We start from the raw sequence: 20,144 nt of genomic DNA, 5'->3' as shown, positions 1-20,144 counted from the left end.
CACCAACCACCGAACAGGAGGGATCACGGCACATGACCATGGACCGGGAAGCGCTGTGGGACACGTACTGGGCTGATCTGCCGGAGCAGAGCGGCGAGGCGTTCTGGGACTCCGACCCGGCCCACAACGCGGTGCGCCATCTTCCCAAGCTGCGGCTCCACTTCGATCCGGCGCTGCCGGTGGTGGACCTGGGGTGCGGCAACGGCACCCAGAGCCCCGTACTCGCCGAGCACTTCGACCGGGTGATCGGTGTCGACATCGCCCAGGCCGCGATCGACATGGCACGCCAGAACAACGCCCGCCCCAATGTCGAGTACTTCCGCTTCGACGTCCTGGAGACCGATGAGGCGCACGCCCTGCACGAGCGGATCGGCGACGTCAACGTCTACATGCGCGCCCTCTTCCACCAGCTGCCGTACGACCACCGGGCGCCCGCGGTGGAGACGCTGGCGGCGCTGGTCGGCGAGCACGGCCGGGTGTTCTGCCAGGAGCCGACCAAGGTCACCTGGTCCGTGGTGCACCGGCTGCTCTTCGAGTCCGACGAGTCGCTGCCGAAGCTGGAACGGCTGTTCAACCAGTTCCAGTTCGGCCTCTCGCCGGGCCAGGAGGTCGACACCGAACTGGAGGACCTGTTCGAGAAGACCGGATTCGAGATCGTCGAAGCCGGCGACATCCTGATGCGGACCACCGAGACCCTCGCCGACGGCACCCCACTCGACCTGTCGACCCGCTACGTGATCGCGCACCTCGCCTGATCACCATGTCTGCGTCGCCCCGCACCGGAGCCGGTGCGGGGCGACGGCGCGCCCACGCGGTGAGGTGCCGTAGCTCTCGGCGTGGCCCGGCGGAGGGTAGGGCGCCGCTGCTCGGGGGCGCTCCTTCCCCGGAGGGCGATGTGGCTCCCGGTTCCGCGGTCGGGCCATGCCGAGAGCGGTCGGGGTCAGCGCGTGCCGGTGCGGAGCCGGTTGGACCAGATGTCGATCACCACTTGGTGGTGGCGCGGGTTCGTCGCCGAGGTGCCGTTGGCGTAGTTCCTGTCGACCCGCGCTACCTCGGCCGCGTTGGGTTTGGCGTTCGTGCAGGACGTGCCGGGGCCGTGGCCGGACATGAGCTGCGAGCACGGGCCGTTGTAGGTATCGGGCAGCCCGAGGATGTGCCCGGTCTCGTGCGCCGCGATGCGGGTCACGTCGTAGCCCTCGTTGACCGCTTGCTGACCGAGCTGCACATCGCCGTGGCGGCCGGGGAAGACCGGCCCCAACGTGGACTGCGGCCAGCCGCTGGTCGCCCTGTAGGTGTAGTCGGCCGAGCCGGGGGTGCTCGTCGGCTTCAGACGTACGTTGTGCACCGTGTCGTTCCAGTTCTGCACGGCCTTCTGGATCGCGCCCTTCCACTGACCGGCCCGGCTGGCATCGTAGGTCAGGGTGACCACTGCCCGGGGCGCGTGCGACGCGTGCGGCGCGGGGTGCGCCGAGGCTGTGCCGACGGTGGTGCTCAGCAGGGCCGGGATGAGTGCCGTCAGGACGGCTATTCGCTTACGCATGAGACTGGTGCGCCTCCTTGAGTCTCAACTGCTGTACGCAGTAAAGAGGGTGGACGCGGACATGACAACCCCTTCGCCGGTGCTCGGGAGCCGGTGTCCGCCAAGTCGGCCAAAAATGCACGGGTGGTGGCAGCGGGCCGGGCGGCAGGGCGAGGTGAAGGCGGCGAAGATTCTCGCCGAGGAGCCGGACCTGGTCGCCGGGGGCGCAGCGCCCCGGGCGCTGCTGCGCTGTTAGAGGCCGTGCCGCGTACGGCGGTCTCCTTGGCTGTGGTGACCGTCGAGGGTCTGGTGCCGGTACGTCGCGGAGCGGCCACGGTGTGCAAGGAAAGGTACCGGGCTCGGCGGTGCAGACGCCGAAGCGCTGGCCTGGGGTGCCCTCCACGTACAGGAACCCGCAGTGGGAAGCCCGCCAGGTGCCCGTACCAGAACCCGGCCCCGGCCAGGTTCTCGTCCGCGCCCGCGCCGCCTCCCTCAACAACGCCGACGTGCAGCAGCTCGACAGCTCCTTCGACCCGGCCACCGGCAACGGAACGGAGTACCTGGCCGGTTACGAATTCGCCGGTGACATCGCCGCCATCGGCCCCGGCGATGCCCGCCGTGGTGGACGGCCGTATCCGCCCTGTCGTCGACAGCGCCCACGCATTCGACTGGGCCCACGAGGCCGCCGACCGGATACGCGGCGACCAGGCTCACGGAAAGATCATTTTGACCGTGCCGTAAGCCGCTCCGCGGCACGCGGTGAGACTTCCTGCCCGCCGTCGTAGACGTGGAGAGAGAACGTCTCCGGGCGGGCCTGTCTGCCTCGTCGTACGCGGACAGCACGCGCTCGATCCGCTCCTACAGCCGCACGGGGCTGCCCCCGCGCACCTCCCACCGACCCTCGACGGGGGTGAGGGTGGCGGCGGAGCCGTCGACGCCGTCGACCAGGTGCGCGACCTCGCCGGCGGTCGTTGTCTGGGCGACCGGCACAGCGCACCGGGCCGAGGAAGCGTAGGTGGAACGCATGGCGGTGGACATGAGGCGCGGGCCTTCGCGATTCGGGAGGTCAACGCACGCGTTCGCGCGGCGCGAGCACGGTGGCGGCTCCGGCCAGGGAGAGGCAGGCGGAGACGGCGAAGGCCAGGTCTGCGCCATGGGCCGGCCGTCCCGGGAAGGCGGTGGCGACGGTGATGGTCAAGGCGACCCCTACCGCGGAGCCGATGTACCGGGCCGTGTTGTTGGCGCCGCAGCCCATCGAGGACCGCTCGGGCGGCACGCTGTCCACGGCGAGGACGCCTCTGGGACCGTGGGCTGTCGGCTGCTGTGCCTGTGCACGCTCCACCGGCTGTGGCCGGGCGGGTGTCATGTGGATTCCTAGGTTCGGTGGCTGGGCCTACGGTTCCGGCCTGCGGTGGTCGGCAGGACGGTGGGTTCGCGCCCGACAGCACCGGTCAGCGAGGGGCCGGGATCTCCCGCCGGGGGACCCTGCCTCGTGCCCTCTTCGGGGACGTCGGCGTAGATGATCCGCCGCAGGCACCTCTACAGCGCCACGCGGTCTTCAACGAACAGGCGATGGGTCTTGCTCGGCGCCCCGTCGGAGCATCCCGTCGGCGGCCACCTCGTCGCCGAGCGTTTCGCGCGGGATACCGAGGACCGCCACGTCTTGCAGGTCGGGGTGTTGGCAGAGAACGTCCTCGGACTCGCGTGGATGCGTCGAGCGCCTGCGGCATCCGGTGTCGAACCTCAGAGCGCCCGCTCCGCCCCGGGGTTCGCATCGCAGGCGCGTACAGCGGACAGGGACTGCTTCTGCCGGCCGTCCGCGTCGAAGTTGTCCGGCGAAAGCCACTCCCGCAGCGCCTTGCCGACCTGGGGCCACTCGGAGTCGATGACGGAGTACCAGGCGGTGTCCCGGCTGCGGCCCTTGTAGACCACGGCTTGGCGGAAGATCCCCTCGAAAGTGAAACCGAGCCGCTGTGCCGCCCTGCGCGAGGGCTCGTTGAGGCTGTCGCACTTCCACTCGTAGCGCCGGTAGCCAAGCTCGTCGAAGACGTACGACATCAGCAGGAACTGTGCTTCCGTCGAGATCGGGGTCTGCTTGAGCAGGGGCGAGAACGCCACGTTTCCCACCTCGACGACGCCGTTGGACGGGTCTTGGCGCATCAGGGAGAGGGTGCCCACCGCCTTGCCGCTGCGCAGGTCGATGACCGCGTAGTGCAGAGGGTCGTCCGCCTGCGTCACCGTCGCCACGTAGCCTCGGTACTCGTCCCGGCTCCCGAACGGACCGGCCATCATGTATGTCCAGTCCCTGCCGTCCGCCGCGCGTGCGTAGGCGGAGTACAGGTCGTCGGTGTGCCGGTCCGCGTCCAGCGGTTCCACCCGGCAGAAGCGGCCGTCGAGGGTGACCCGGGCGGACGCCGGACGGGCCGTCCAGTCGGGCAGCGGGTGGCCGATGGGCTGGCCGTATTCATTCAGACGTGCGGACATTCTCTTCTCCCGCTTCGTGTCGGTCGCTGCCAGGCTAGGCAACTGGTGGACCCCCAGTAAGGTCCACAATGGAGTCATTCCATAGGTCCACTCCTGTTCTCTCCGCGAGGGGGCAGGGCGTACGAGCAGTGGAGGCTCCGGACCGCTCGACTACCCGATCGCCGAACTGTCGGACGCACTGGCCCGGTTCAGGCGCGCCCAGACTGGACTGGAGCCAGCGCGGCGCACCGGCTTCGCCGCACACCTGCTAGCCGGCCAAGCCGTTGGCTGCCTTAAGGCGGAATTCGTCGGCGGTCAGGTCCCGCAGCCAGCGGCGCGTCCCGCGCGGCACGATCGGCTCCGGGACCAGCAGGACGGGGGCCTGCGCCCGGGCCGTCACCTGGCGGCATATCCCGCCCCGCACCAGCCTGACCAGCGGATGGCGCGGGCCGCCGCCGAGGACGAGCAGGTCGCCGGGGTGGGCGGCGAGGGAGACGAGAGCGTCGGCGACCGAGCCGCGTATCAGAGCCGGCGCGACCGGTACGTCCTCGGGCATGCCCCCGAGTGCGGAGGCGATGGCGCGCTTCAGGCGCTCCTCGGCGGCACGCTCCGTCTGCGCGTCGAGCCCCGGCGAGGGTGCGCGCCGTGCTGCCGCCTCACCGCCCCGCGGGGTCCAGGCGCTCACCGGCACGAGCAGGTGTCCGCGGTGCCGGGCCTCCTGAACGGCTCGGGTCAGCGCGGCCAGACTGCCGGGCGAACCGGAAACACCGACCACCACCCGGCCGGTGCGGCGAAGGGTTGAGGACTGGCTACCGTTCACGGAGTCGTTCAGACGTGCGGACATTCTCTTCTCCCTGTGCGTGTCTCCCCTGCCAGGTTAGGCTTGACGTGGACCCCCAAAAAGGTCCACAACGTAGTCATTCCATAGGTCCACAAGGTCTGGCCCTGGGGAGGCGGGCGACGTACGAGGGGAGATGGAGCAGTGTCGACCTCCAGCAGTGAGGCCCTGGGGCCGCAACTCGACTTCCTCCAGCAGGAACCGCTCTCCCGAGCCCACGACGGGGAGTCCCTGCAAAAGCAGCTCCTGCACCGCATCCGCACCGCCGTCCTCGACGGCCGGCTGCCCGCCGGCAGCCGCCTGCCGGGCTCGCGCACCCTCGCCAGAGGGCTCGGGATCTCCCGCAACACCGTGACGCTCGTCTACGACGTGCTGGGCACCGAGGGCTATATCGAGCTCAGCAGACAAGGAACGCGGGTCGCCGCGCTGGCCCGGCCGGAGCCCGACAGCCACGCCCACCACACCCCCGCCCCACCCACGTTGTCGCGGCGCAGCGCCCGGATCCGCAAGCCCCTCCTGGGAGACGTCGACTCCCTCGCCTTCACGCCGGGGGTGCCCGCCCTGGCCCAGTTCCCGCTGGCGGCCTGGCGACGCTCCCTCGACCGGACGCTCCAGCAGGGCGGAACGGGTCTGCTGGGCTACGGCCCGCCCCAGGGGGAGCCGGCGCTGAGAACCGCCGTCCTGCGCCACCTCGCGCTGGCCCGCGGCGTGCGCTGCGCCCCGGAGCAGGTCGTCATCACGGAGGGAGCGCAGGAGGCGCTCTCGCTGTGCGTCCGGCTGGTCACCGACCCGGGAGACACCGCCTGGATCGAGGACCCCGGCTACCGCGGCGCACAGACCGCACTGGCCTCCGGCGACCTGGACGTCCGCCCCCTGCCGGTCGACGCGGAGGGCCTGCGCATCTCCGCGGCCGACTGGAGGGACCGCCCACCGCGCCTCGTCTACACCACCCCCGCGCACCAGTACCCGACGGGTTCGGTCCTCACGGCCTCCCGACGCCTCGACCTGATCGAGAAGTGCCGCGACCACGGTGCCTGGATCATGGAGGACGACTACGACAGCGAATTCCGCCACAGCGGAGAACTCCTGGCCTGCATGCAGGGCATGACGCCGAACGCACCCGTGTTCTACGTGGGCACCTTCAGCAAGACGCTGTTCCCCTCGCTGCGCCTGGGATTCCTCGTGCTGCCCGAGGCCCTGGTCGGCCAGGCGGCACCGGTCGTGGACGAGATGCTGCGCGGCGGGCACCGCTGTGAGCAGCTGGCCCTGGCGCACTTCATGGAGAGCGGCCAGTACAGCAGGCACCTCGCACGCATGCGCCGCCTGTACCGCAGCCGCCGGGACGCGCTCAGGGCGGCGCTGGCCGAACACCTCGACGTGCCGCACACCGTGACCGGCGGCGACAGCGGCATGCACCTGACGGTCCGGCTGCCGGCGGACTTCCCGGATCAGCGCGTGGCCCGGGCCGCCCGGCGGCACCGGATGGCCCCCTGGCCCCTGTCCCGCTCCTCGCTGCTCCCGGACTCCGCCCACAACGGGCTCGTCCTGGGATACGGCAACACCCCCGAGTCATCGTTCGTACCCGGCGTGCGACAACTCGCGCACCTGATCAGGAAGTCCGGCTTCGAGGGACGTAGCTAAGACTTGGCGACCGGCAGCTCTCAGAAGGCTTCGGCCGGCCGACCGCACACAACGCTCTCGCGGTCGGCATCGCCCGCCTGCGCGAGCTCACGCAGAGCGGCGACTACACGTACTACGTCGCCATCGCGCACTTCATGGCCGGGTCTCCCGCTCCCCGAACAGGCCGCCCGGACATGGTGGTTCGACGGGGGGAGTGCGCACCCGCGAGCGGTGGCGGAACATGGTGGTCAGGGGTCATCGGTTCCTGAACACTGCTCGCGACTGAGAACGGACGCGCGCCGGACAGACGGCAGCCGACCGCCTCCACACCAGGGGGCGTCCGCCAGCGCATTGGACCGGGGCGGAAGTGGCGCCTCGAATGGAGCCGGTGCGGAAACGCAGCCGGAAGGGAGTGGCGTGGAGAATCGGTTCGCGGGCGGGTGCGCGTCGTGCTCGGTGTGGGTGTCGGCGGGCCACGCCGCTCCGGCCGCGACCGTCAAGAGCCATTACAGCAGGACCATGAGCGAACGGCAGTTGTCCGACGGCTGCGGTCACTGCGACGCACTGCAGGGCAACTTCCCCGTCCACGACGAGGCAATGGGCCGCGTCGCCGCGAGCGGCGTGGACGGGCTGGACACGTTGCTGGTCGCTGCCTGCCCGGTGCTGGAGTGGCAGGCCATCGTCCACGACAACAGCGGCGGCGTGGTGGCGATCTGTTCTGGCCGTGCTCGACCAGGGCATCGACGCCTCCCCCTCAGTGGCAACCCGCCACCCGGCAACACCCGAACTGCCGCACGCGGAAGCGGCACCGAGGAACTCTGCGGAAGCTGCTTCTGAGTCGTTCGGGGCTTCCCGCCACGCCTCTGCTGCGACATGATCGGGGCCTAAAGGTCCAACAGGTTCCGCAACGCGGCGCGTGCCCGGTCGACTTCCTGGTGTGGATGGGAGCGGACCAGGCTCTTCTGGAGCGGAGGGTCCTCTACAAGGACATCGCCGCGCAGTGGTCAGGGAGCGATTTCAAGGACTGGCAGTGCATGTTCGGCACCAGCGGGGAGCGGATATTCCTGCTGGAGGACTCCTTGTGCGCCACGTGGTACCTGGACTGGATCCAAGAGGTTCAGGATGCGATGCCGCGCCGGGGTGAGGAGCTGGTGTGCATCACGCTGAACTGCCATCAGGCCCCGGCCCGACTCGTCTACTCACCTGGTGACGAGGAGGTGTGGAGCATGGGGATCGGTGAGGAAGGCTTGCTGGACTTCCCCGGGCGTGTGGACCCGACTGGCAAGGTCGCCGCGCTTGACGGGGCATTGCGCCAGGCCGGTGTGGTGTGGCGCGGAGATGGTCTGCTTCCTCGCGTCTTCCACACGGTCGGTGAGCATCTGGGTATCCGTCCGCCCCGCCATGAGATCGAAGCGGGGCTGCTGACCGCAGCGGGCCTGCCGGACCCGACTCAATAATGTGTGGGGGCGGTACACCGGAGGGTGCGCCGCCCCCACACGTATGCCATGGCCACGGTTGGCGGTTCACCGGCAGTCGCGGCCGGGTGCTGACCAAGCGGTTTCAAATCTTTCGTGCCGTCCGTGAGGGTGAGGCCGTCCAGGATGTCGTCCGGCGGGCGGTGGACGAGCCCTTTGCGGCGCTGTGCTCGGGCAGGCTGGAGGCGTCGGCAGGCAGGTCGGCCAGCTGGCGCAGCCGCCACACCAGTACGTCGCTCACGGATTCCGCGGTGTGAAGTTCGCGCCGTTGTGCGGTGTCGGGCAGGAGGGTTGCCGGGGCGTGGCCTGTCGGTGCGGGTGTGCGGCTGCGGCTGTGGCGTGGCCGGTCCGTCTCCCGCTTCCGGAATATTGATCGTCGCGGCCTGCAACCTCGGGCAGGTCCGCACGTCTGTCAAGACGTAGGGGGTGTTCCGCCCTGGTGCGGACGTGCGTGTCCAGCATGCGCAGGACACGTCGCCGTCGGATGTGAGACCTAGGGAAGAGTGTGCCGAAAGTCAGAACTGCTGCCGCCGCCGCGCTGGTGTGCCTGGGGCTGGTGTCGGGCTGTGGGAGCCCGGCCGGCGGGTCTGGGCGTGACACAGCAACGGGGGCTGCGGCGTCCACCGCGCCAGTGCCCTCCGGGGCGCGGAGCAGTGCTCCCGCGGCACCGCCGGAGCATAAGCCGGTCTCGTACAAGCCGAGCTCCTCCGACCGCACGATGCACACGGCACGGGGGTATCTCCTCAACACCTGCGTGCCCAAGGACCTGAGGAGTAAAGCCACCACGCTGACGACCAGCGACGGGGTGCATCTGTCGGCGCTGGTCCTGGGGGAAGGGCCCGACGGCGTTCTTCTGGATCACGAGCAGGGCTACAGCATCTGCTCGTTCGTCGATATTGGGCGGCAGCTGGCGGAGCGCGGCTACCACGTGGTGATCCCCGAGTTCCGCAATCACGGTGCGTCCGAGAAGCTGGCCGACAACGTGCACATTGACCGAGATGCCCGTGCTGGACTGGCGGAATTGCGCCGTGTCGGCGCGAAGAGGGTGTTCCTGGCGGGGGCGTCGTGCGGGGGGACGACGGCAGCGGTCGCCGGGGTTGACACGCCCTTGCGGGTGGTGGGCCTGTTGATGATGTCCTCGCCTGCCCGGTGCATCGGGGCGGACGGCGTGGCGGCGGTGGGGAAGCTGCGCGTCCCGACGCTTCTCGCGGTGTCGCCCGGTGACATGGAGGGCGCGGTGGAGAAGCAGGTCCGTGAGGTCTATGCGGCCTCCGTTGCCCGCAAGAAGGAACTGGTCATCGAAAAGAACGGTTTCCACGGAACGGACATGATCAGGCGGGCAGGTGCTTCAGGGGCCGCGTTGCGGGGCCGGGTCATCCAGTTCGTGGTGGATTCCTACGCCGCCGCCCGCTGAGGACGGCCTTCACCTTCACCCCGGGCAACGGCCACGAGCGGAACCGGATGCTCCGGCCGGCCCTGTACTCACCGAGGAAGACATGATGAAGCGACACATGCGCACGAGGGCTTCGGCTCGTCTGCTGGGCCTGTCGGCAGCGGTGCTGTCCGCCGCGGCGGCAGCCTTCACGTACACGGCTGCGGCCGGTGCCGCGGCACCGAACGAGGCGACGGGACGGAGCGCGATGCCTTCGTCCGGGGCCACCAGGACGGTCCGCTACGACCTGGGCAATGAGGTCTGGCACCTGCCACAGGACGGTCAATCGGTCGAGCTGACCGGGGTGGTGCATTACCCCGCGGACCTGGGCAAGGGACGGCATCCACTGATCGTCATGCTGCACGGCTGGCACGAGACCTGCGCCGACCGGAAGGCAGAGGCGGCGCGCACTGCCGCCGAAAGCAGCGGGGACGATGCCGCGTATGAAGCTGCCGGCGCCAAGCTGTTCGCCTGGCCGTGTGCGTCGGGAACACCCGTCCTGCCCAGCGAGCGCGGATATGACTACGCGGGCCGCAGTTTGGCCGCTCAGGGGTTTGTCGTGGTCTCGGTCGGTGCCAACGGCATCAACGCCTCCTCCCTGACGGGGGATGACAACGCTGCCGCGCGGGCGGATCTCATCAACCGGCATCTGCGCATGTGGCAGGAGCTCAGCTCCAAGGGCAAGGGCGAGCTCGCCGGGAAGTTCGTCGACCCGGCGACCGGAGCGGCGCGACGCGTCGGCTTCGCCCACCACGTGGACATGGGCAACGTGGGGATCATGGGGCATTCCAGGGCAGGCGCCGGGGCCACCTGGCAGGCGGCCGACAGCCACCGGGGACAGTGGCCCAAGGGCGTCGACGTCAAGGCGGTGGCAGCTGTGGCGCCCGCCTACAACGTGATGACGGAAGACATGTCCAACTACACGATCACCAAGACCCCGTTCGCCGCCTTCCGGGGAACATGCGACGGACAGGTCGGCGGCGAGGCGCTCCCGTTCGCGGCCGACGCGGCCAAGGGGAACCAGCGCGGCTTCTACCGGTTCGCGATCCATGGGGCGAACCACAACTACTTCAACACGCAGTGGTCGCCTCAGAGCCGCCAGGTCGCGGCCTCCGACGATGCCACGCCGGTGGAAGGACACCCCGGGCAGTGCACTGACCGTGAGGGTGCGGCGCCCGCCAGGCAGCTGACCGAGCCGCAGCAGCGCCATGTCGCCGTCACGTACCTCGGTGCCTTCTTCCGCCGCTACCTCCTCGGCGACACCGGGCAGGACCAGGTACTGACGGGGGTACGGCATCCCGACGCGGCCATCACGGATGTGGACGTCACCACCGCTGCTCCCTGAACGGCAGCCGTCGGCGCAGAGGTTCGTTTCTCCGTTCGCGCGCCGACGCTCCGCAGTACATTTCCTCGCCTCGTGTACGGGGCGGCAACCACGTAAGTGTCCGAACTCCGGTGCACCCCGCACGCGTGCGGCGGGAATCGGCTTGTCCACCACAGACCGGCCGTCGGCCGATTCCGACGGCCGGCCTTTCAGACGGCGATTCAGCCCGCCGCGCCGGCTCTCCACAGCTGCTTGCGATCATCGCTGTTGCAGGTGGTCACCATCACCAAGGTGCCGCTGAAGGGCGGCGAGTCGATCTTCAGGCAGTGGTCGGTCTCGGCGCTCTTCAGGGTTTGGCCTGCCGCGGTCGTGGCGCCGAGACGCCAGTGGATGTTGCCGGAAGTGCAGTTGGTGAGACTGGCTTGGTAGTCGTTGCCCGGGGGCGCTGTCAGGCAGGAACCGCTGGCCCGGTTGACCAGCTCGAAGGTGTTGTCTCCGGTGGGGCGCAGCGTCCAGGTGTAGGCGTAGCTGGCGCTGCAGGCGCCGATGGACATGAAGGTGCTGTCGCCGGCGACGCACTGGCCGGCCTGGACGTTCTCCAGATGGGAGCGTGAGCCCAGGGAGAACGTTGTCGGCTTGGAGCGCCCCTGTGAGCCGCCCCCGTGCGAGCCGCCCCCACGGGCGGGGCTCTGCTTGGCCGGCGCGGGCGGCTGCGGCGGTGACTGCGGCAACGCCGGCACCGGACCGCCCGCGCCGCCCGCGTCCTGCGGGCCCGGCGCAGGAACGGTGGGTGAGGCGGACGGCGTTCCGGAGGGGCGGGATGCCGCGGAGGCCGACGCGGAATGAGAGGCCGACGCCGAGGAGAGCGGCGCTTCCTGTGCCCGCGGCCGGCCGTCCGGGGCCAACTGGTGCGGCGCGAGCGTGATGGCCAAGAAGGTCCCGCCCGTCGCGACGATGGGCGCCACGGCCAGCAGGACACGCGTGCGGCGCAGCTTGCGGACGTAGGAGACCTGGTCGGCGTGTCCGACCGCCACGGCCCCGCTCTCGGCGTGGGTGATGCTCCCGCCGGCGAGGAAACGCGGGTGCGTGGTCGGTGCGGTCTCGTCGGCCTGCGCGGGCCGGATGGCTTGGGGAACGCCGGGCGCGCTCAGCCGTGCTGCGGGCCCGGCTGCGGAGGGTTTCCCAGCGCCACGTTCCCCATGGTCGCGGCGGCCACGCCTCCGGTTTTGGCGCTGATGTTCAGCGTGCCGTTGACGGCTACGCTTCCGGAGCCTTCCGCCGCCGCCCGCCCGGCCGTACGGTCCTCGGCGTCCCGTACCTGTTGGACGGCGCGCTCCAGAGCCTCGGCGAAGTCCGCGTCATGCTCGGCCGCGTACGACAGCGCGCGCTGCATCCGCTGCCGGACGGGGGCACTGGGCGCGGCGGTCTCCTCCACGGTCCCGGCCGCCTCGGCCTCGGCGGTCAGTTCCCGCAGCGCGGGCTGCTCGCCCAGCCTCGCGCTCACCAGGTCATGGAGCCCGTCCATCGCCGCGTCCAGCGTCCGGTCGACCTCCGTATCGGCCCGGCCTGCCACGCGCCTGGCCTTCTGTACCGCCCAGGCGAATAGCGCTCCGACAGCTACCTCGACACCAGTCATCTCAACTCCCCCTGCTTTCACTGGAATTAAGAAGACGGTATCTATGCCCGCTCGGTTTCCAAAGCCGGCACGAGGCAGGCGCTGACAGGAGGAAGGCGTCAGCGGCAGTCGGCGTCGCTTCACCGCTGGTCCCGCGGTGGTCCCGGGTGTGCTCGGTAGTGCTGGAGATCGCCTCCGCGCATGTGGCCGGATAGCGCACACGTGACCAGACATCCCTGAGGCCGCCGCGACAAACGGTGAAATCGGAGTAGGGCTGTTCCATCTTCCGCACCGTAGCCGCGAATCATCCCGAGTTGGATGTCATTCAACATGTCTGCCCTCGATCGAGTACGAGGGGCGCCCCAGCCGCATACCCCGGTGACCTCCTTCGGTGCCGGCATGCCCGAGGCGTCATTCGTCTGAGCGGGTCGGCTTCCACACGCAGTTGCGACCTGCCGACGTACATGCAGCGGAAGCCACTCGGTGGCACCTGCGAGATGGTGACTTCCACCGGCCTCACGCGTGAGACGTGATCCTGTGGGCTGCTTCCGCCGGCAACGGCAGTCAGCCGGGGCTGGGGGTAGTCGGCGATCGGCTGGCAAGGTCCCTGACACAGGCGCTCGGCGATCTTCATGTCGATGTCGGCGAAGTCCGGCAGAGGCGGTGGCGAGGGCGGAGCCCGGATCAGAGCCAGCCGCGCCGGGCCGCCTGGACTCCGGCCTGGAAGCGGGTGGTGGCGCCCAGTCTGGTGAGGAGGCCGGAGACGCGGCGTACGACGGTGCGGCGTCCGAGTCCCAGGCGTCGGGCGATCGCGTCGTCGGTGGCGCCGCTGGCCATGAGGGTGAGGATCTGGCGGTCCCGGGCGTCGATCTGGGGGCCGTCGCCCGTCGCCGACACCGGGACGGCGAGCCTCCACAGGGATTCGAACGTGTTGGACAGCGCCCGGAAGAGGCTGGAGGGGCGTATCAGGAGGGAGACGACGCCGGGATGGTCGTGGTCGTCGGCGTCGAGGGTGACCACCGCCAACTCGCTGTCGGCGATGGCGAGTTTCATGGGCGGGTCGTCCAGCGCCCGTGCCTGTTCCCCGGCCGCGATCATGCGGGTCATATTGGGTCCCGCGATGGGGTCGTCGAACGCGGACCCGTGGTAGATCGTGCGGTAGACGACCCCGGCGGCCATACGCTTGCGCTGGAGCGCCTCCTGTCCGAGGTAGTGGTCGACCGTGCCGGAGTACGGCGGCGTATCGATGGTCCGTAGCTGGTGGTGCGCGGACCGCTGTAGCTGCCGGCTCACGTCGAGGACCCGGGCGGCGTCCTCCACGACCTCCAGCGCGCCGTAATGCCCGGCGTCCCTCCTGGCGAAGCGGTAGAGCTGTTCCAGCTCCACCCCGGTCCGGCGCAGGGCCGTCCACAAGGCGGCGTCGCGCTGCGCCAGCGCCTCGACGACCTGGGTGGGCGGCAGCGCCTCCCAGGACTCCTCGCCGCCGATGACCGTTGTGATGACGATGTCCTGGGCGGCGAGCTCTTTGAGCACCGCACGTGCGACGGCCTCGCTCAGCCCGGCCCGGGCCGCCAGCCGGTCGACGGGCTCATGGGGGTGGCCGACCAGGGACCGGTAGACGCGCCCGCGGTCGGAGGCCGGGTCCAACACGTCGTGCACGGTGTCCCCTTCGCCCGTACCGGGCCGGTCCTCCCGGTCGCCGCAGCATACTGCGCGGTCGGCGCACTTGCGCCAGTGGCGCAATCGGGCCACGGCTTTGTATGGCGCTGCGCGCGCCACTGCGGTGAGATTTGCGGTGTCCGACCGCACCACCGGCCCCATGGCACCAGCCGACCCCGAGGACACCTGATGAGACCAGCCCTGTCCATCCGGCTCCCGCGCGCCAAGGCAGCGGTCGCCGTTGTGGCCGCCGCCCTCCTCCTCTTACTGGGGACGCCCACCGCGCACGCGCAGCCGCCGGGCCCGCCGAAGATGACCGACGGCTTCGGCCTGACCCAGACCGGCTCCGTATCCGGCTCCGCCACCAACTTCGTGATCACCGTGAAGACGGCCCAGGTAGCCGGTGAGCACCGCATCCGCATCCTGCTGCCCGGCGACTACGCGACCGAACCCGCCAAGCGCTACCCGGTGCTCTACTTCCTGCACGGCGCCTCCGACGACCCGGGAAACCCGCGGCTCGCCTACCCCGCCCTCCTCGCGAGCCAGTCGATGATCACGGTCATCCCGGACGGCGGCCGCCGGGGCTGGTACAGCAACTGGCTCGACCAGAAGACCGCCGCCGGCGCGCAGAACTGGGAGAACTTCCACATCGACCAGGTGATCCCCTTCATCGACGCCAACCTGCGCACCATCGCGGCCAAGAAGGGCAGGGCCGTCACCGGCCTCTCGATGGGCGGCTTCGGCTCCCTGCACTACGCCCAGGCGCACCCCGAACTGTTCAGCCAGGTCGGGGCGTTCTCGGGCGCGGTCGACCTCTCAAGGGACCACGCCGTGATGCGGGCGGCCGTGGTCGCCACGCTCACCAACATCGGCGCACCGCTCTGCGGCTCCGGCGATCCCACCTGCCCGCTCGACTTCGGGCCCGCGGTGTCCAGTGACGCGGTCTTCGGCACGCCATATCCGGTCTTCGACGCCGACTGGCGCTGGAACGAGGCGGACCCGTCCACCCACATGGATCGGCTGGCCGGTATGGGCATCTCGCTCTACACCGGCGACGGCAGGGGGAACGCAGCCAACCCGGAGTTCTGGGTCAGGTCGGCGGCGCAGCACGTCAAGGAGCACCTGGACGCACTCGGATACCCCTATCACTACGTGGACTACGGCAACGGCTCCGGCTGGGGCAGCTGCGACGGCGGCCACAGCTATGACTGCTGGGCGCAGGACTTCGTCGACTTCGTGCCACGCCTGGAAGCGGCCTTCGCGTCCGCCTGACCCTTCGCGTCGCCTGACCCTTCGCGGCTCCGACCCCCGCTCCGATCCCCGTTCCCCGCTCCGATCTCCGTTCCGATCACCGTTCTGACAGACAGGGCTACGTACATGATCAAGCGACTGTGCACCCTCCTGCTGAGCCTGGCGCTGCTCTGCACCGTGGGCGCCGGCGCCGCCCACGCCCAGCCCGCCAAGCGGGTCTACAACGCGATGCAGATCACCTTCAGCCCGTCGATGCCCGATGTGTTCTGCACGCTCGGCGCGGTGGGCAATGACAAGTACCAGCACAAGATCGCCATCACGGCGGGGCACTGCCTGAACGACCCTCCATACGCCGACCGGGAGATCCCTGACAACATCGCTCCCGTCTACGACCGGGCGGACCCCGGGTTCGGTCCGATCGGATACGTGCGCTACTTCAAGGACCCGGAGGGCTCCCAGACCGGGCACGTGACCAAGGACTACATGGTCATCGAGCTGGTCCCGCAGGTGACGCTCTCCTCGCAGGGGCCGTACCTGAAGCAGACGGGCGAGCTGAAGGTTCCCGGAGGGACCGCGAGCCCCAACGCCCTGGACCCCGCGCTCGACAACGAGCGGCTGCTCGCCACCGGCAGCAACGAGATCATCACGTCCGGGCAGACGGGCGTGTGGTACGGGACCGTCATGGACAACGCCGACGGCGTCTACCGGTCGCCGGCCGCGAACATGCACGGCGACTCGGGCGGACCGGCGATCTGGCACGTACCGGGAACCGATCTCCCCTCCCAGGCCAACGGCTTCCAGGCATCGGGCCCCTGGGCCGGCATCACCAAGGGGATCACCCTGAAGCTGCCGCCCTTCCTGTACACCAGCTCGGCCAACATCCTCGCCGACCTGCGCGCCCGGGACACCGCCGCCGCCCCCGCAGGAGTGTTCGGCGCGGGCTTCGAGGTGACCACCAACCCGTAAGACGGGACGCGGAAATCGTTCGACGTCATCGGAACCGTCTCCCCCCACGTCCTCAAGGAGGGCACCCTTGTCCATCTTGTCCATCGGGAAGCTGCCGAGGCGCACGAGAACGACCCTGCTCGGCGTGCTCGCAATGCTGGCCGCGCTGCTCGTCGCCGCGCCCCCGGCCCGGGCCGATGCGCCCGCGTTCGAGCTCACTCCGCTGGTCCCGGCCGGTGCGGACCACCAGCGCAGGCTCAGGGCCGAAGTGGAGCACTGGACCCTCGCGAAGATGGCCTCCGTCGGCCTCAACCACGAGGACCAGGACGCCACCCCGCCCCCGGGAGGCTGGGACGACCTCAGCAGGCCGTGGCCGCGGAAGGCGGGGCTGGTCTCGCGCACCGCGGGCAAGTTCTTCATGGAGTACAAGAACCTCGACAACGGCGCCGTCACGGAAGCGGCGTGCTCCGGCGACGTGGTAGGCGGCGCCAACCAGAGCGTCGTGGCGACCGCCGCCCACTGCCTGCGCATCCACACCCCGGTCAACGTGGGCTTCGGGAACATCGTGGTCACCAACATGGCCTTCGTGCCGGGATTCGACGGAGCGAACCTGCCCCGGCACACCACCAGCACGGAACTCCCCGGCAAGGACATCGCCCCGTACGGCGTCTGGGGAGTGACCCGCGAGTGGTTCACCGACACCTGGAGCCGGAGCGCCGACTGGCTGCTGGGGCACGACATGGCCGCGGTCCTGGTGGCCAGCCCTGACGACCCGCGCCCGATCGGCCAGGTCACCGGCGCCCAGCGCATCGGCTTCAACCAGCCGCAGCAGCGGACCGACCACATCTTCGGCTACCCGACCATCAACGAACGCAACTACTACCGCCCCGGCCACGTCCCCAGGGCTCTCCAGCGGACCTTCGACGGCCGAAGCCTCATGGTCGCCCAGGGAACCACCTGGGCCGACCCCGTCTACTACAGCGACGTGCTGCCCGGGGCCCTGTCGCCCGGATGCAGCGGCGGCGCCGTGTTGCAGGACTTCGACCCCGCCACCGGCGAGGGACTCCAGGTCGGAGTCTTCTCCCGTTACGACGACCCCGGCCAGATCATCGGCGTTCTCGGCTGGCAGCAGGGCCCCAACATGAGCTCCACCCACTTGGGTAGCGAGGAGCAGGCCGTCTACGACGCCGCCCAGTCGGCGTCCCTGACGTAGCCGGCCCGGCGCCGGACAGCACCATCGACCGGTCACCACCATGGAGAGGAGAAGACGTGACGAGAGGCTTCGCAACGCCGCGACGGAGACGGCTCCTTGCCCTCATCCTGTCGATCGCCGGTGCCGCCGGCGCCATCGCCGGATCGCCCGGTACGGCCCAGGCCGTGCCCGCGCGCCCCGCCGGGGCCTGTGGGCCGGTCATGTTCGTGGTCCCGGGCTGGCGGGACGGCGGGGCCGGGAAGCTCCTGGACCCGGCCCTCGCGCCCGGGGGAGCCGACCCGGTACGCATCCCGTACCCCAACAGCGTCAACGACATCAACTTGTACGCCGATGTCGACGCCGGTGTCGCCAACCTCAGGACGGCGCTCTACAACCTTTACGTCACCTACGGGTGCGACCTCAGCACCAAGGTGTACATCGTCGGATTCAGCCTCGGCGCCCTCGTCGCGGGCACCGTCCTGGAAACCGAACCGCCCGGCCGGAACATCCAGGGAATCCTGTTCGCCGACGGCCGGCGGCAGCCCGGCGAGTCGAACTGGCCGGGTGATCCCGGCGGGCTCATCGGCCACCTGCCCGTTCCCGGACCCGGCGGCGTCGGCTTCCGCCCGCTCGACGGGTTCCGGTACCCGACGCTGAGCCTCTGCAACGGGCCCAGATCGGCCGGCGGCTCGGATCTCATCTGCTTCGGCGGCACCAACCTGGACAGCTACCTCACCTCACACCCCAACTACACCTTCGACGTGGCCGCGGAACTGAGAATCCACGGCGAGGGCCCCTACCCGTACAACCTGCGGAACCGCGTCATACCCTGAGCTTGACTCCGCCGGTGCGTCTTGCGGAATTCGGGGTCAGGTACCGAGGGATCGCCAGGACTTCGGCCGGGAGATCTCGTGCCGGTCAGGGAAATCCCGGAAGGCGGCCGGCGGTCGTGAACAGGTTTCCCCGGACGGCGGCGCGGTCATCTCGGAGGGCTGGTACTCACCCGAAGGTGGCGGCGCTGGGAGTCACGGGGGTGTTCCCAGCCGTCCCCTTCGCGGACACGTCGCCATCGCGACAGGTCATGGCCGGACCTCCGGTGCGACACAGCATGGCGCGGGCGCCACTCCGGACCCCCTTCCATCACTCGGGGCGGCGGCGCCGGAACGGAACCCGCACGGCCCGGCAGCCGCCTCCGCCTGAGGCCGGGCCCCGTAACGGATCTGTCCGCCCACCCCGGAGAAGAGTCCGGGCTGACGCTACAGCGCGGTGCCGTACAGCGGTCAGTTCGTGTGCGAAGCGAGGAAGAGACGAACCACCCCCGGCGCCTACCGACGCGCCTTCGGCCAAGCCTGATGGTCGGGTAGTCCGAGGGGAGGGGACGGACGACGGGGCGGTGCATGAGGTGCACTCACTCAAGTGCCGCGCGCCGACCGCGACGTGGCCGGTGCCTATCCCTCCGCAGTTCGTGCGTGTCCTGCGTGCACACATCGAACGTTTCGGCGTGGCACCGGACGGCCGGTGGTTCCGGAACCCGGTCGGCAACTATGCGGACGCGTCAGCGTATAGCCCGACATGGGCGCGGGGCCGTCGTCGCACTCGAACTCGCCACCTGATCAAGATGGAAATGGCTCATGCTGACCTAATGCCGCCTTACCTGATTACCCGTCAGGAGTTGGGTAACTTTACTGGCCCGCTCAGGGGGAGGGAACCCCGTCCTGCGGCCGGGCCCGGGTCACACCGGTCCGCGTTGCGGTGTTCGGTTTCTTGGCTGCTGCCGGCTGAGGAGCAGGGCGGACAGATGCATACCTGTGCCGGGTGAGGTGATCACTACGTGCGGGGACTCGATTTTTGCGAAGAAGTACGCGAGGTTCACTGGGTACGTAGCTATGACCATGTTCCCGAAGCTACTCAGCGTTTCAAGGTGTTGCCGGGGGCGAATCTGGTCATTCCAGTGATTCAACAGGCTCCGGGATGCCTGATGCGTGATCAGAGCGATGTCCCGGCCCGCTAGTCCGTGCTGGGTGAGCAGATCCCGTACGAGTTCGACGGTGCCGTCCTTGATGAAGCTGGTGAGCAGTCCGATCCCGGTATCGGTCATGCGGTAGGTGGGAGTGGGGAATGCGGTGGAACCGAGTGGAATATGCGGATGCCCTGGTAGCGATGTCGTCCGCAGTCCCACAGTCATCGCGGACAAGTGTGTGCTCTCTGTCCGGATCTGCAGGTCGGCTGGACTCCAGATCCCCTCGGGCCCGACCACGGCCGCTGCCGCGCCATCGCCTACGCTGAAGGCGTGACCACGCGTGTAATCCAGATGACGTGTCCAGTTGGATCCGCACACCACAAGGGCATAGCGGCAAGTGCCGGCGTCGATGGCTTCACATGCCTGGGCGAGGGAGAGCATAAAGGTGCCGAATTCCGCGTTGAGGGGGATCACGGCGACATCCGACCGCAGCTCCAGTAACCGGTGCACCTCGTAGAGCCCGTTCGGTGTCATGTACGTCGGAACGGTTGCATAGCCGAAGAGGCGGTCGATCGTGGCCGGAGCCACGTCGGCTTGTTCGAGCGCTTTCCGGCAGGCCGTGGCCATGAACGGCTCGATCGACTCTTCGGCATCGAGGTGGTGGCGTCGTTCCAGGCCGTCGAAGAGGTCAGTCTCGCGAATTCCTTCGCAGGTTGGAGAGGTGTCCAGCCATCGGTACACAGGGTCGTCGTTGTGCCGGACAGACCGCGGCAGTGCATAGGCGCAGCTGATGACGCCGGCACTGGATGAGGCGAGCATGAAGGAACCTCCTGGATGGCCGTTGGTCGGAT

General features: G+C 69.5%; 21 protein-coding genes and 1 pseudogene. 12 read left to right on the top strand and 10 right to left on the bottom strand.

The features are described from left to right. Positions 1-32: 32 nt before the first annotated feature. Positions 33-755 carry a class I SAM-dependent methyltransferase gene (locus AC07AB_RS34050; protein WP_478575362.1) on the top strand — a complete coding sequence of 241 codons (723 nt, stop codon included), beginning with the start codon at positions 33-35 and terminating at the stop codon, positions 753-755. Positions 756-940: 185 nt separating this feature from the next. Here AC07AB_RS34050 and AC07AB_RS34045 read toward each other — a convergent pair whose 3' ends face one another. Further along, the gene (locus AC07AB_RS34045) at positions 941-1,540 is read right to left on the bottom strand and encodes a snapalysin family zinc-dependent metalloprotease (protein WP_478575359.1); all 600 of its coding nucleotides are present in this window, start codon (positions 1,538-1,540) and stop codon (positions 941-943) included. Positions 1,541-1,857: 317 nt separating this feature from the next. Between AC07AB_RS34045 and AC07AB_RS34040 the strand changes: the two are divergent. Beyond that, a pseudogene (locus tag AC07AB_RS34040) lies at positions 1,858-2,067 on the top strand (hypothetical protein); the annotation flags it as partial. Between the two features lie 34 nt (positions 2,068-2,101). Beyond that, a complete protein-coding gene (locus AC07AB_RS34035; RefSeq protein WP_478575524.1) occupies positions 2,102-2,260 on the top strand; it encodes a hypothetical protein in 159 nt (52 codons plus the stop codon). A 117-nt stretch (positions 2,261-2,377) separates the two neighbouring features. On the opposite strand, the gene AC07AB_RS34030 is transcribed toward AC07AB_RS34035, so the two are convergent. The 4 genes from AC07AB_RS34030 to AC07AB_RS34015 all read right to left on the bottom strand — a co-directional run bounded on the left by AC07AB_RS34030 (position 2,378) and on the right by AC07AB_RS34015 (position 4,826). Further along, positions 2,378-2,557: a hypothetical protein gene (locus AC07AB_RS34030; RefSeq protein ID WP_478575356.1), complete on the bottom strand. Its 180-nt coding sequence runs from the start codon at positions 2,555-2,557 to the stop codon at positions 2,378-2,380. A gap of 28 nt (positions 2,558-2,585) precedes the next feature. Further along, complete coding sequence (locus tag AC07AB_RS34025; protein WP_478575354.1) at positions 2,586-2,885, bottom strand: hypothetical protein; 300 nt, start codon at positions 2,883-2,885, stop codon at positions 2,586-2,588. A 377-nt stretch (positions 2,886-3,262) separates the two neighbouring features. After that, complete coding sequence (locus AC07AB_RS34020; RefSeq protein ID WP_478575351.1) at positions 3,263-4,003, bottom strand: GNAT family N-acetyltransferase; 741 nt, start codon at positions 4,001-4,003, stop codon at positions 3,263-3,265. A 247-nt stretch (positions 4,004-4,250) separates the two neighbouring features. Beyond that, entirely contained in the window at positions 4,251-4,826 is a 576-nt protein-coding gene (locus tag AC07AB_RS34015; RefSeq protein ID WP_478575348.1) for a universal stress protein, read from the bottom strand. 138 nt (positions 4,827-4,964) lie between these two features. Between AC07AB_RS34015 and pdxR the strand changes: the two genes are divergently transcribed. The 3 genes from pdxR to AC07AB_RS34000 all read left to right on the top strand — a co-directional run bounded on the left by pdxR (position 4,965) and on the right by AC07AB_RS34000 (position 7,897). Beyond that, the gene (gene pdxR / locus AC07AB_RS34010) at positions 4,965-6,461 is read left to right on the top strand and encodes a MocR-like pyridoxine biosynthesis transcription factor PdxR (protein ID WP_478575347.1); all 1,497 of its coding nucleotides are present in this window, start codon (positions 4,965-4,967) and stop codon (positions 6,459-6,461) included. A 396-nt stretch (positions 6,462-6,857) separates the two neighbouring features. Next, the gene (locus AC07AB_RS34005) at positions 6,858-7,277 is read left to right on the top strand and encodes a hypothetical protein (RefSeq protein WP_478575344.1); all 420 of its coding nucleotides are present in this window, start codon (positions 6,858-6,860) and stop codon (positions 7,275-7,277) included. Positions 7,278-7,381: 104 nt separating this feature from the next. Next, a complete protein-coding gene (locus AC07AB_RS34000) occupies positions 7,382-7,897 on the top strand; it encodes a hypothetical protein (RefSeq protein WP_478575342.1) in 516 nt (171 codons plus the stop codon). A 103-nt stretch (positions 7,898-8,000) separates the two neighbouring features. Here the strand turns inward: AC07AB_RS34000 and AC07AB_RS33995 are convergent, their stop codons facing one another. Further along, positions 8,001-8,156 (bottom strand): hypothetical protein, encoded by a 156-nt coding sequence (locus AC07AB_RS33995; RefSeq protein ID WP_478575339.1) that lies wholly within the window; start codon positions 8,154-8,156, stop codon positions 8,001-8,003. Positions 8,157-8,669: 513 nt separating this feature from the next. On the opposite strand from AC07AB_RS33995, the gene AC07AB_RS33990 reads away from it, so the two are divergent. Together AC07AB_RS33990 and AC07AB_RS33985 are read left to right on the top strand one after the other, a co-directional pair. Continuing rightward, positions 8,670-9,329: an alpha/beta hydrolase gene (locus AC07AB_RS33990; protein ID WP_478575337.1), complete on the top strand. Its 660-nt coding sequence runs from the start codon at positions 8,670-8,672 to the stop codon at positions 9,327-9,329. Positions 9,330-9,426: 97 nt separating this feature from the next. Continuing rightward, the gene (locus AC07AB_RS33985; RefSeq protein WP_478575334.1) at positions 9,427-10,692 is read left to right on the top strand and encodes an alpha/beta hydrolase; all 1,266 of its coding nucleotides are present in this window, start codon (positions 9,427-9,429) and stop codon (positions 10,690-10,692) included. A gap of 200 nt (positions 10,693-10,892) precedes the next feature. Here the strand turns inward: AC07AB_RS33985 and AC07AB_RS33980 are convergent, their stop codons facing one another. From AC07AB_RS33980 to AC07AB_RS33970, 3 genes are all read right to left on the bottom strand, one after another. Continuing rightward, positions 10,893-11,705: an RICIN domain-containing protein gene (locus tag AC07AB_RS33980; RefSeq protein WP_478575332.1), complete on the bottom strand. Its 813-nt coding sequence runs from the start codon at positions 11,703-11,705 to the stop codon at positions 10,893-10,895. Positions 11,706-11,818: 113 nt separating this feature from the next. Beyond that, entirely contained in the window at positions 11,819-12,307 is a 489-nt protein-coding gene (locus tag AC07AB_RS33975) for a hypothetical protein (RefSeq protein WP_478575331.1), read from the bottom strand. A gap of 663 nt (positions 12,308-12,970) precedes the next feature. Then, entirely contained in the window at positions 12,971-13,945 is a 975-nt protein-coding gene (locus tag AC07AB_RS33970; RefSeq protein WP_478575329.1) for a helix-turn-helix transcriptional regulator, read from the bottom strand. 189 nt (positions 13,946-14,134) lie between these two features. On the opposite strand from AC07AB_RS33970, the gene AC07AB_RS33965 reads away from it, so the two are divergent. The 4 genes from AC07AB_RS33965 (at position 14,135) to AC07AB_RS33950 (ending at position 18,166) form a co-directional block, all read left to right on the top strand. Next, the gene (locus AC07AB_RS33965) at positions 14,135-15,217 is read left to right on the top strand and encodes an alpha/beta hydrolase (protein WP_478575326.1); all 1,083 of its coding nucleotides are present in this window, start codon (positions 14,135-14,137) and stop codon (positions 15,215-15,217) included. A gap of 105 nt (positions 15,218-15,322) precedes the next feature. Then, positions 15,323-16,162, top strand: a complete 840-nt coding sequence (locus tag AC07AB_RS33960) for a trypsin-like serine peptidase (protein ID WP_478575323.1) — start codon at positions 15,323-15,325, stop codon at positions 16,160-16,162. Positions 16,163-16,229: 67 nt separating this feature from the next. Continuing rightward, positions 16,230-17,354: a trypsin-like serine peptidase gene (locus AC07AB_RS33955; RefSeq protein WP_478575321.1), complete on the top strand. Its 1,125-nt coding sequence runs from the start codon at positions 16,230-16,232 to the stop codon at positions 17,352-17,354. Between the two features lie 56 nt (positions 17,355-17,410). Continuing rightward, the gene (locus AC07AB_RS33950) at positions 17,411-18,166 is read left to right on the top strand and encodes a hypothetical protein (protein ID WP_478575319.1); all 756 of its coding nucleotides are present in this window, start codon (positions 17,411-17,413) and stop codon (positions 18,164-18,166) included. Between the two features lie 899 nt (positions 18,167-19,065). Here the strand turns inward: AC07AB_RS33950 and AC07AB_RS33945 are convergent. Continuing rightward, positions 19,066-20,112 (bottom strand): hypothetical protein, encoded by a 1,047-nt coding sequence (locus AC07AB_RS33945; RefSeq protein ID WP_478575316.1) that lies wholly within the window; start codon positions 20,110-20,112, stop codon positions 19,066-19,068. Positions 20,113-20,144: the final 32 nt, after the last annotated feature.

This window comes from Streptomyces sp. NPDC044033, from assembly GCF_056434425.1.
The sequence above is the reverse complement of the archived record's forward strand: the minus strand, read 5'-3'. Positions and strand labels throughout refer to the sequence as shown.

Bases quoted from the DNA above. Each gene is read 5' to 3' on its own strand.
- AC07AB_RS33945 (WP_478575316.1), bottom strand. From the start codon at position 20,112: ATGCTCGCCTCATCCAGTGCCGGCGTCATCAGCTGCGCCTATGCACTG.
- AC07AB_RS33975 (WP_478575331.1), bottom strand. From the start codon at position 12,307: ATGACTGGTGTCGAGGTAGCTGTCGGAGCGCTATTCGCCTGGGCGGTA.
- AC07AB_RS33985 (WP_478575334.1), top strand. From the start codon at position 9,427: ATGCGCACGAGGGCTTCGGCTCGTCTGCTGGGCCTGTCGGCAGCGGTG.
- AC07AB_RS34030 (WP_478575356.1), bottom strand. From the start codon at position 2,557: ATGTCCACCGCCATGCGTTCCACCTACGCTTCCTCGGCCCGGTGCGCT.
- AC07AB_RS33960 (WP_478575323.1), top strand. From the start codon at position 15,323: ATGATCAAGCGACTGTGCACCCTCCTGCTGAGCCTGGCGCTGCTCTGC.
- AC07AB_RS34000 (WP_478575342.1), top strand. From the start codon at position 7,382: ATGGGAGCGGACCAGGCTCTTCTGGAGCGGAGGGTCCTCTACAAGGAC.
- AC07AB_RS34020 (WP_478575351.1), bottom strand. From the start codon at position 4,003: ATGTCCGCACGTCTGAATGAATACGGCCAGCCCATCGGCCACCCGCTG.
- AC07AB_RS34015 (WP_478575348.1), bottom strand. From the start codon at position 4,826: ATGTCCGCACGTCTGAACGACTCCGTGAACGGTAGCCAGTCCTCAACC.
- AC07AB_RS34050 (WP_478575362.1), top strand. From the start codon at position 33: ATGACCATGGACCGGGAAGCGCTGTGGGACACGTACTGGGCTGATCTG.
- AC07AB_RS34045 (WP_478575359.1), bottom strand. From the start codon at position 1,540: ATGCGTAAGCGAATAGCCGTCCTGACGGCACTCATCCCGGCCCTGCTG.
- AC07AB_RS33965 (WP_478575326.1), top strand. From the start codon at position 14,135: ATGAGACCAGCCCTGTCCATCCGGCTCCCGCGCGCCAAGGCAGCGGTC.
- AC07AB_RS34025 (WP_478575354.1), bottom strand. From the start codon at position 2,885: ATGACACCCGCCCGGCCACAGCCGGTGGAGCGTGCACAGGCACAGCAG.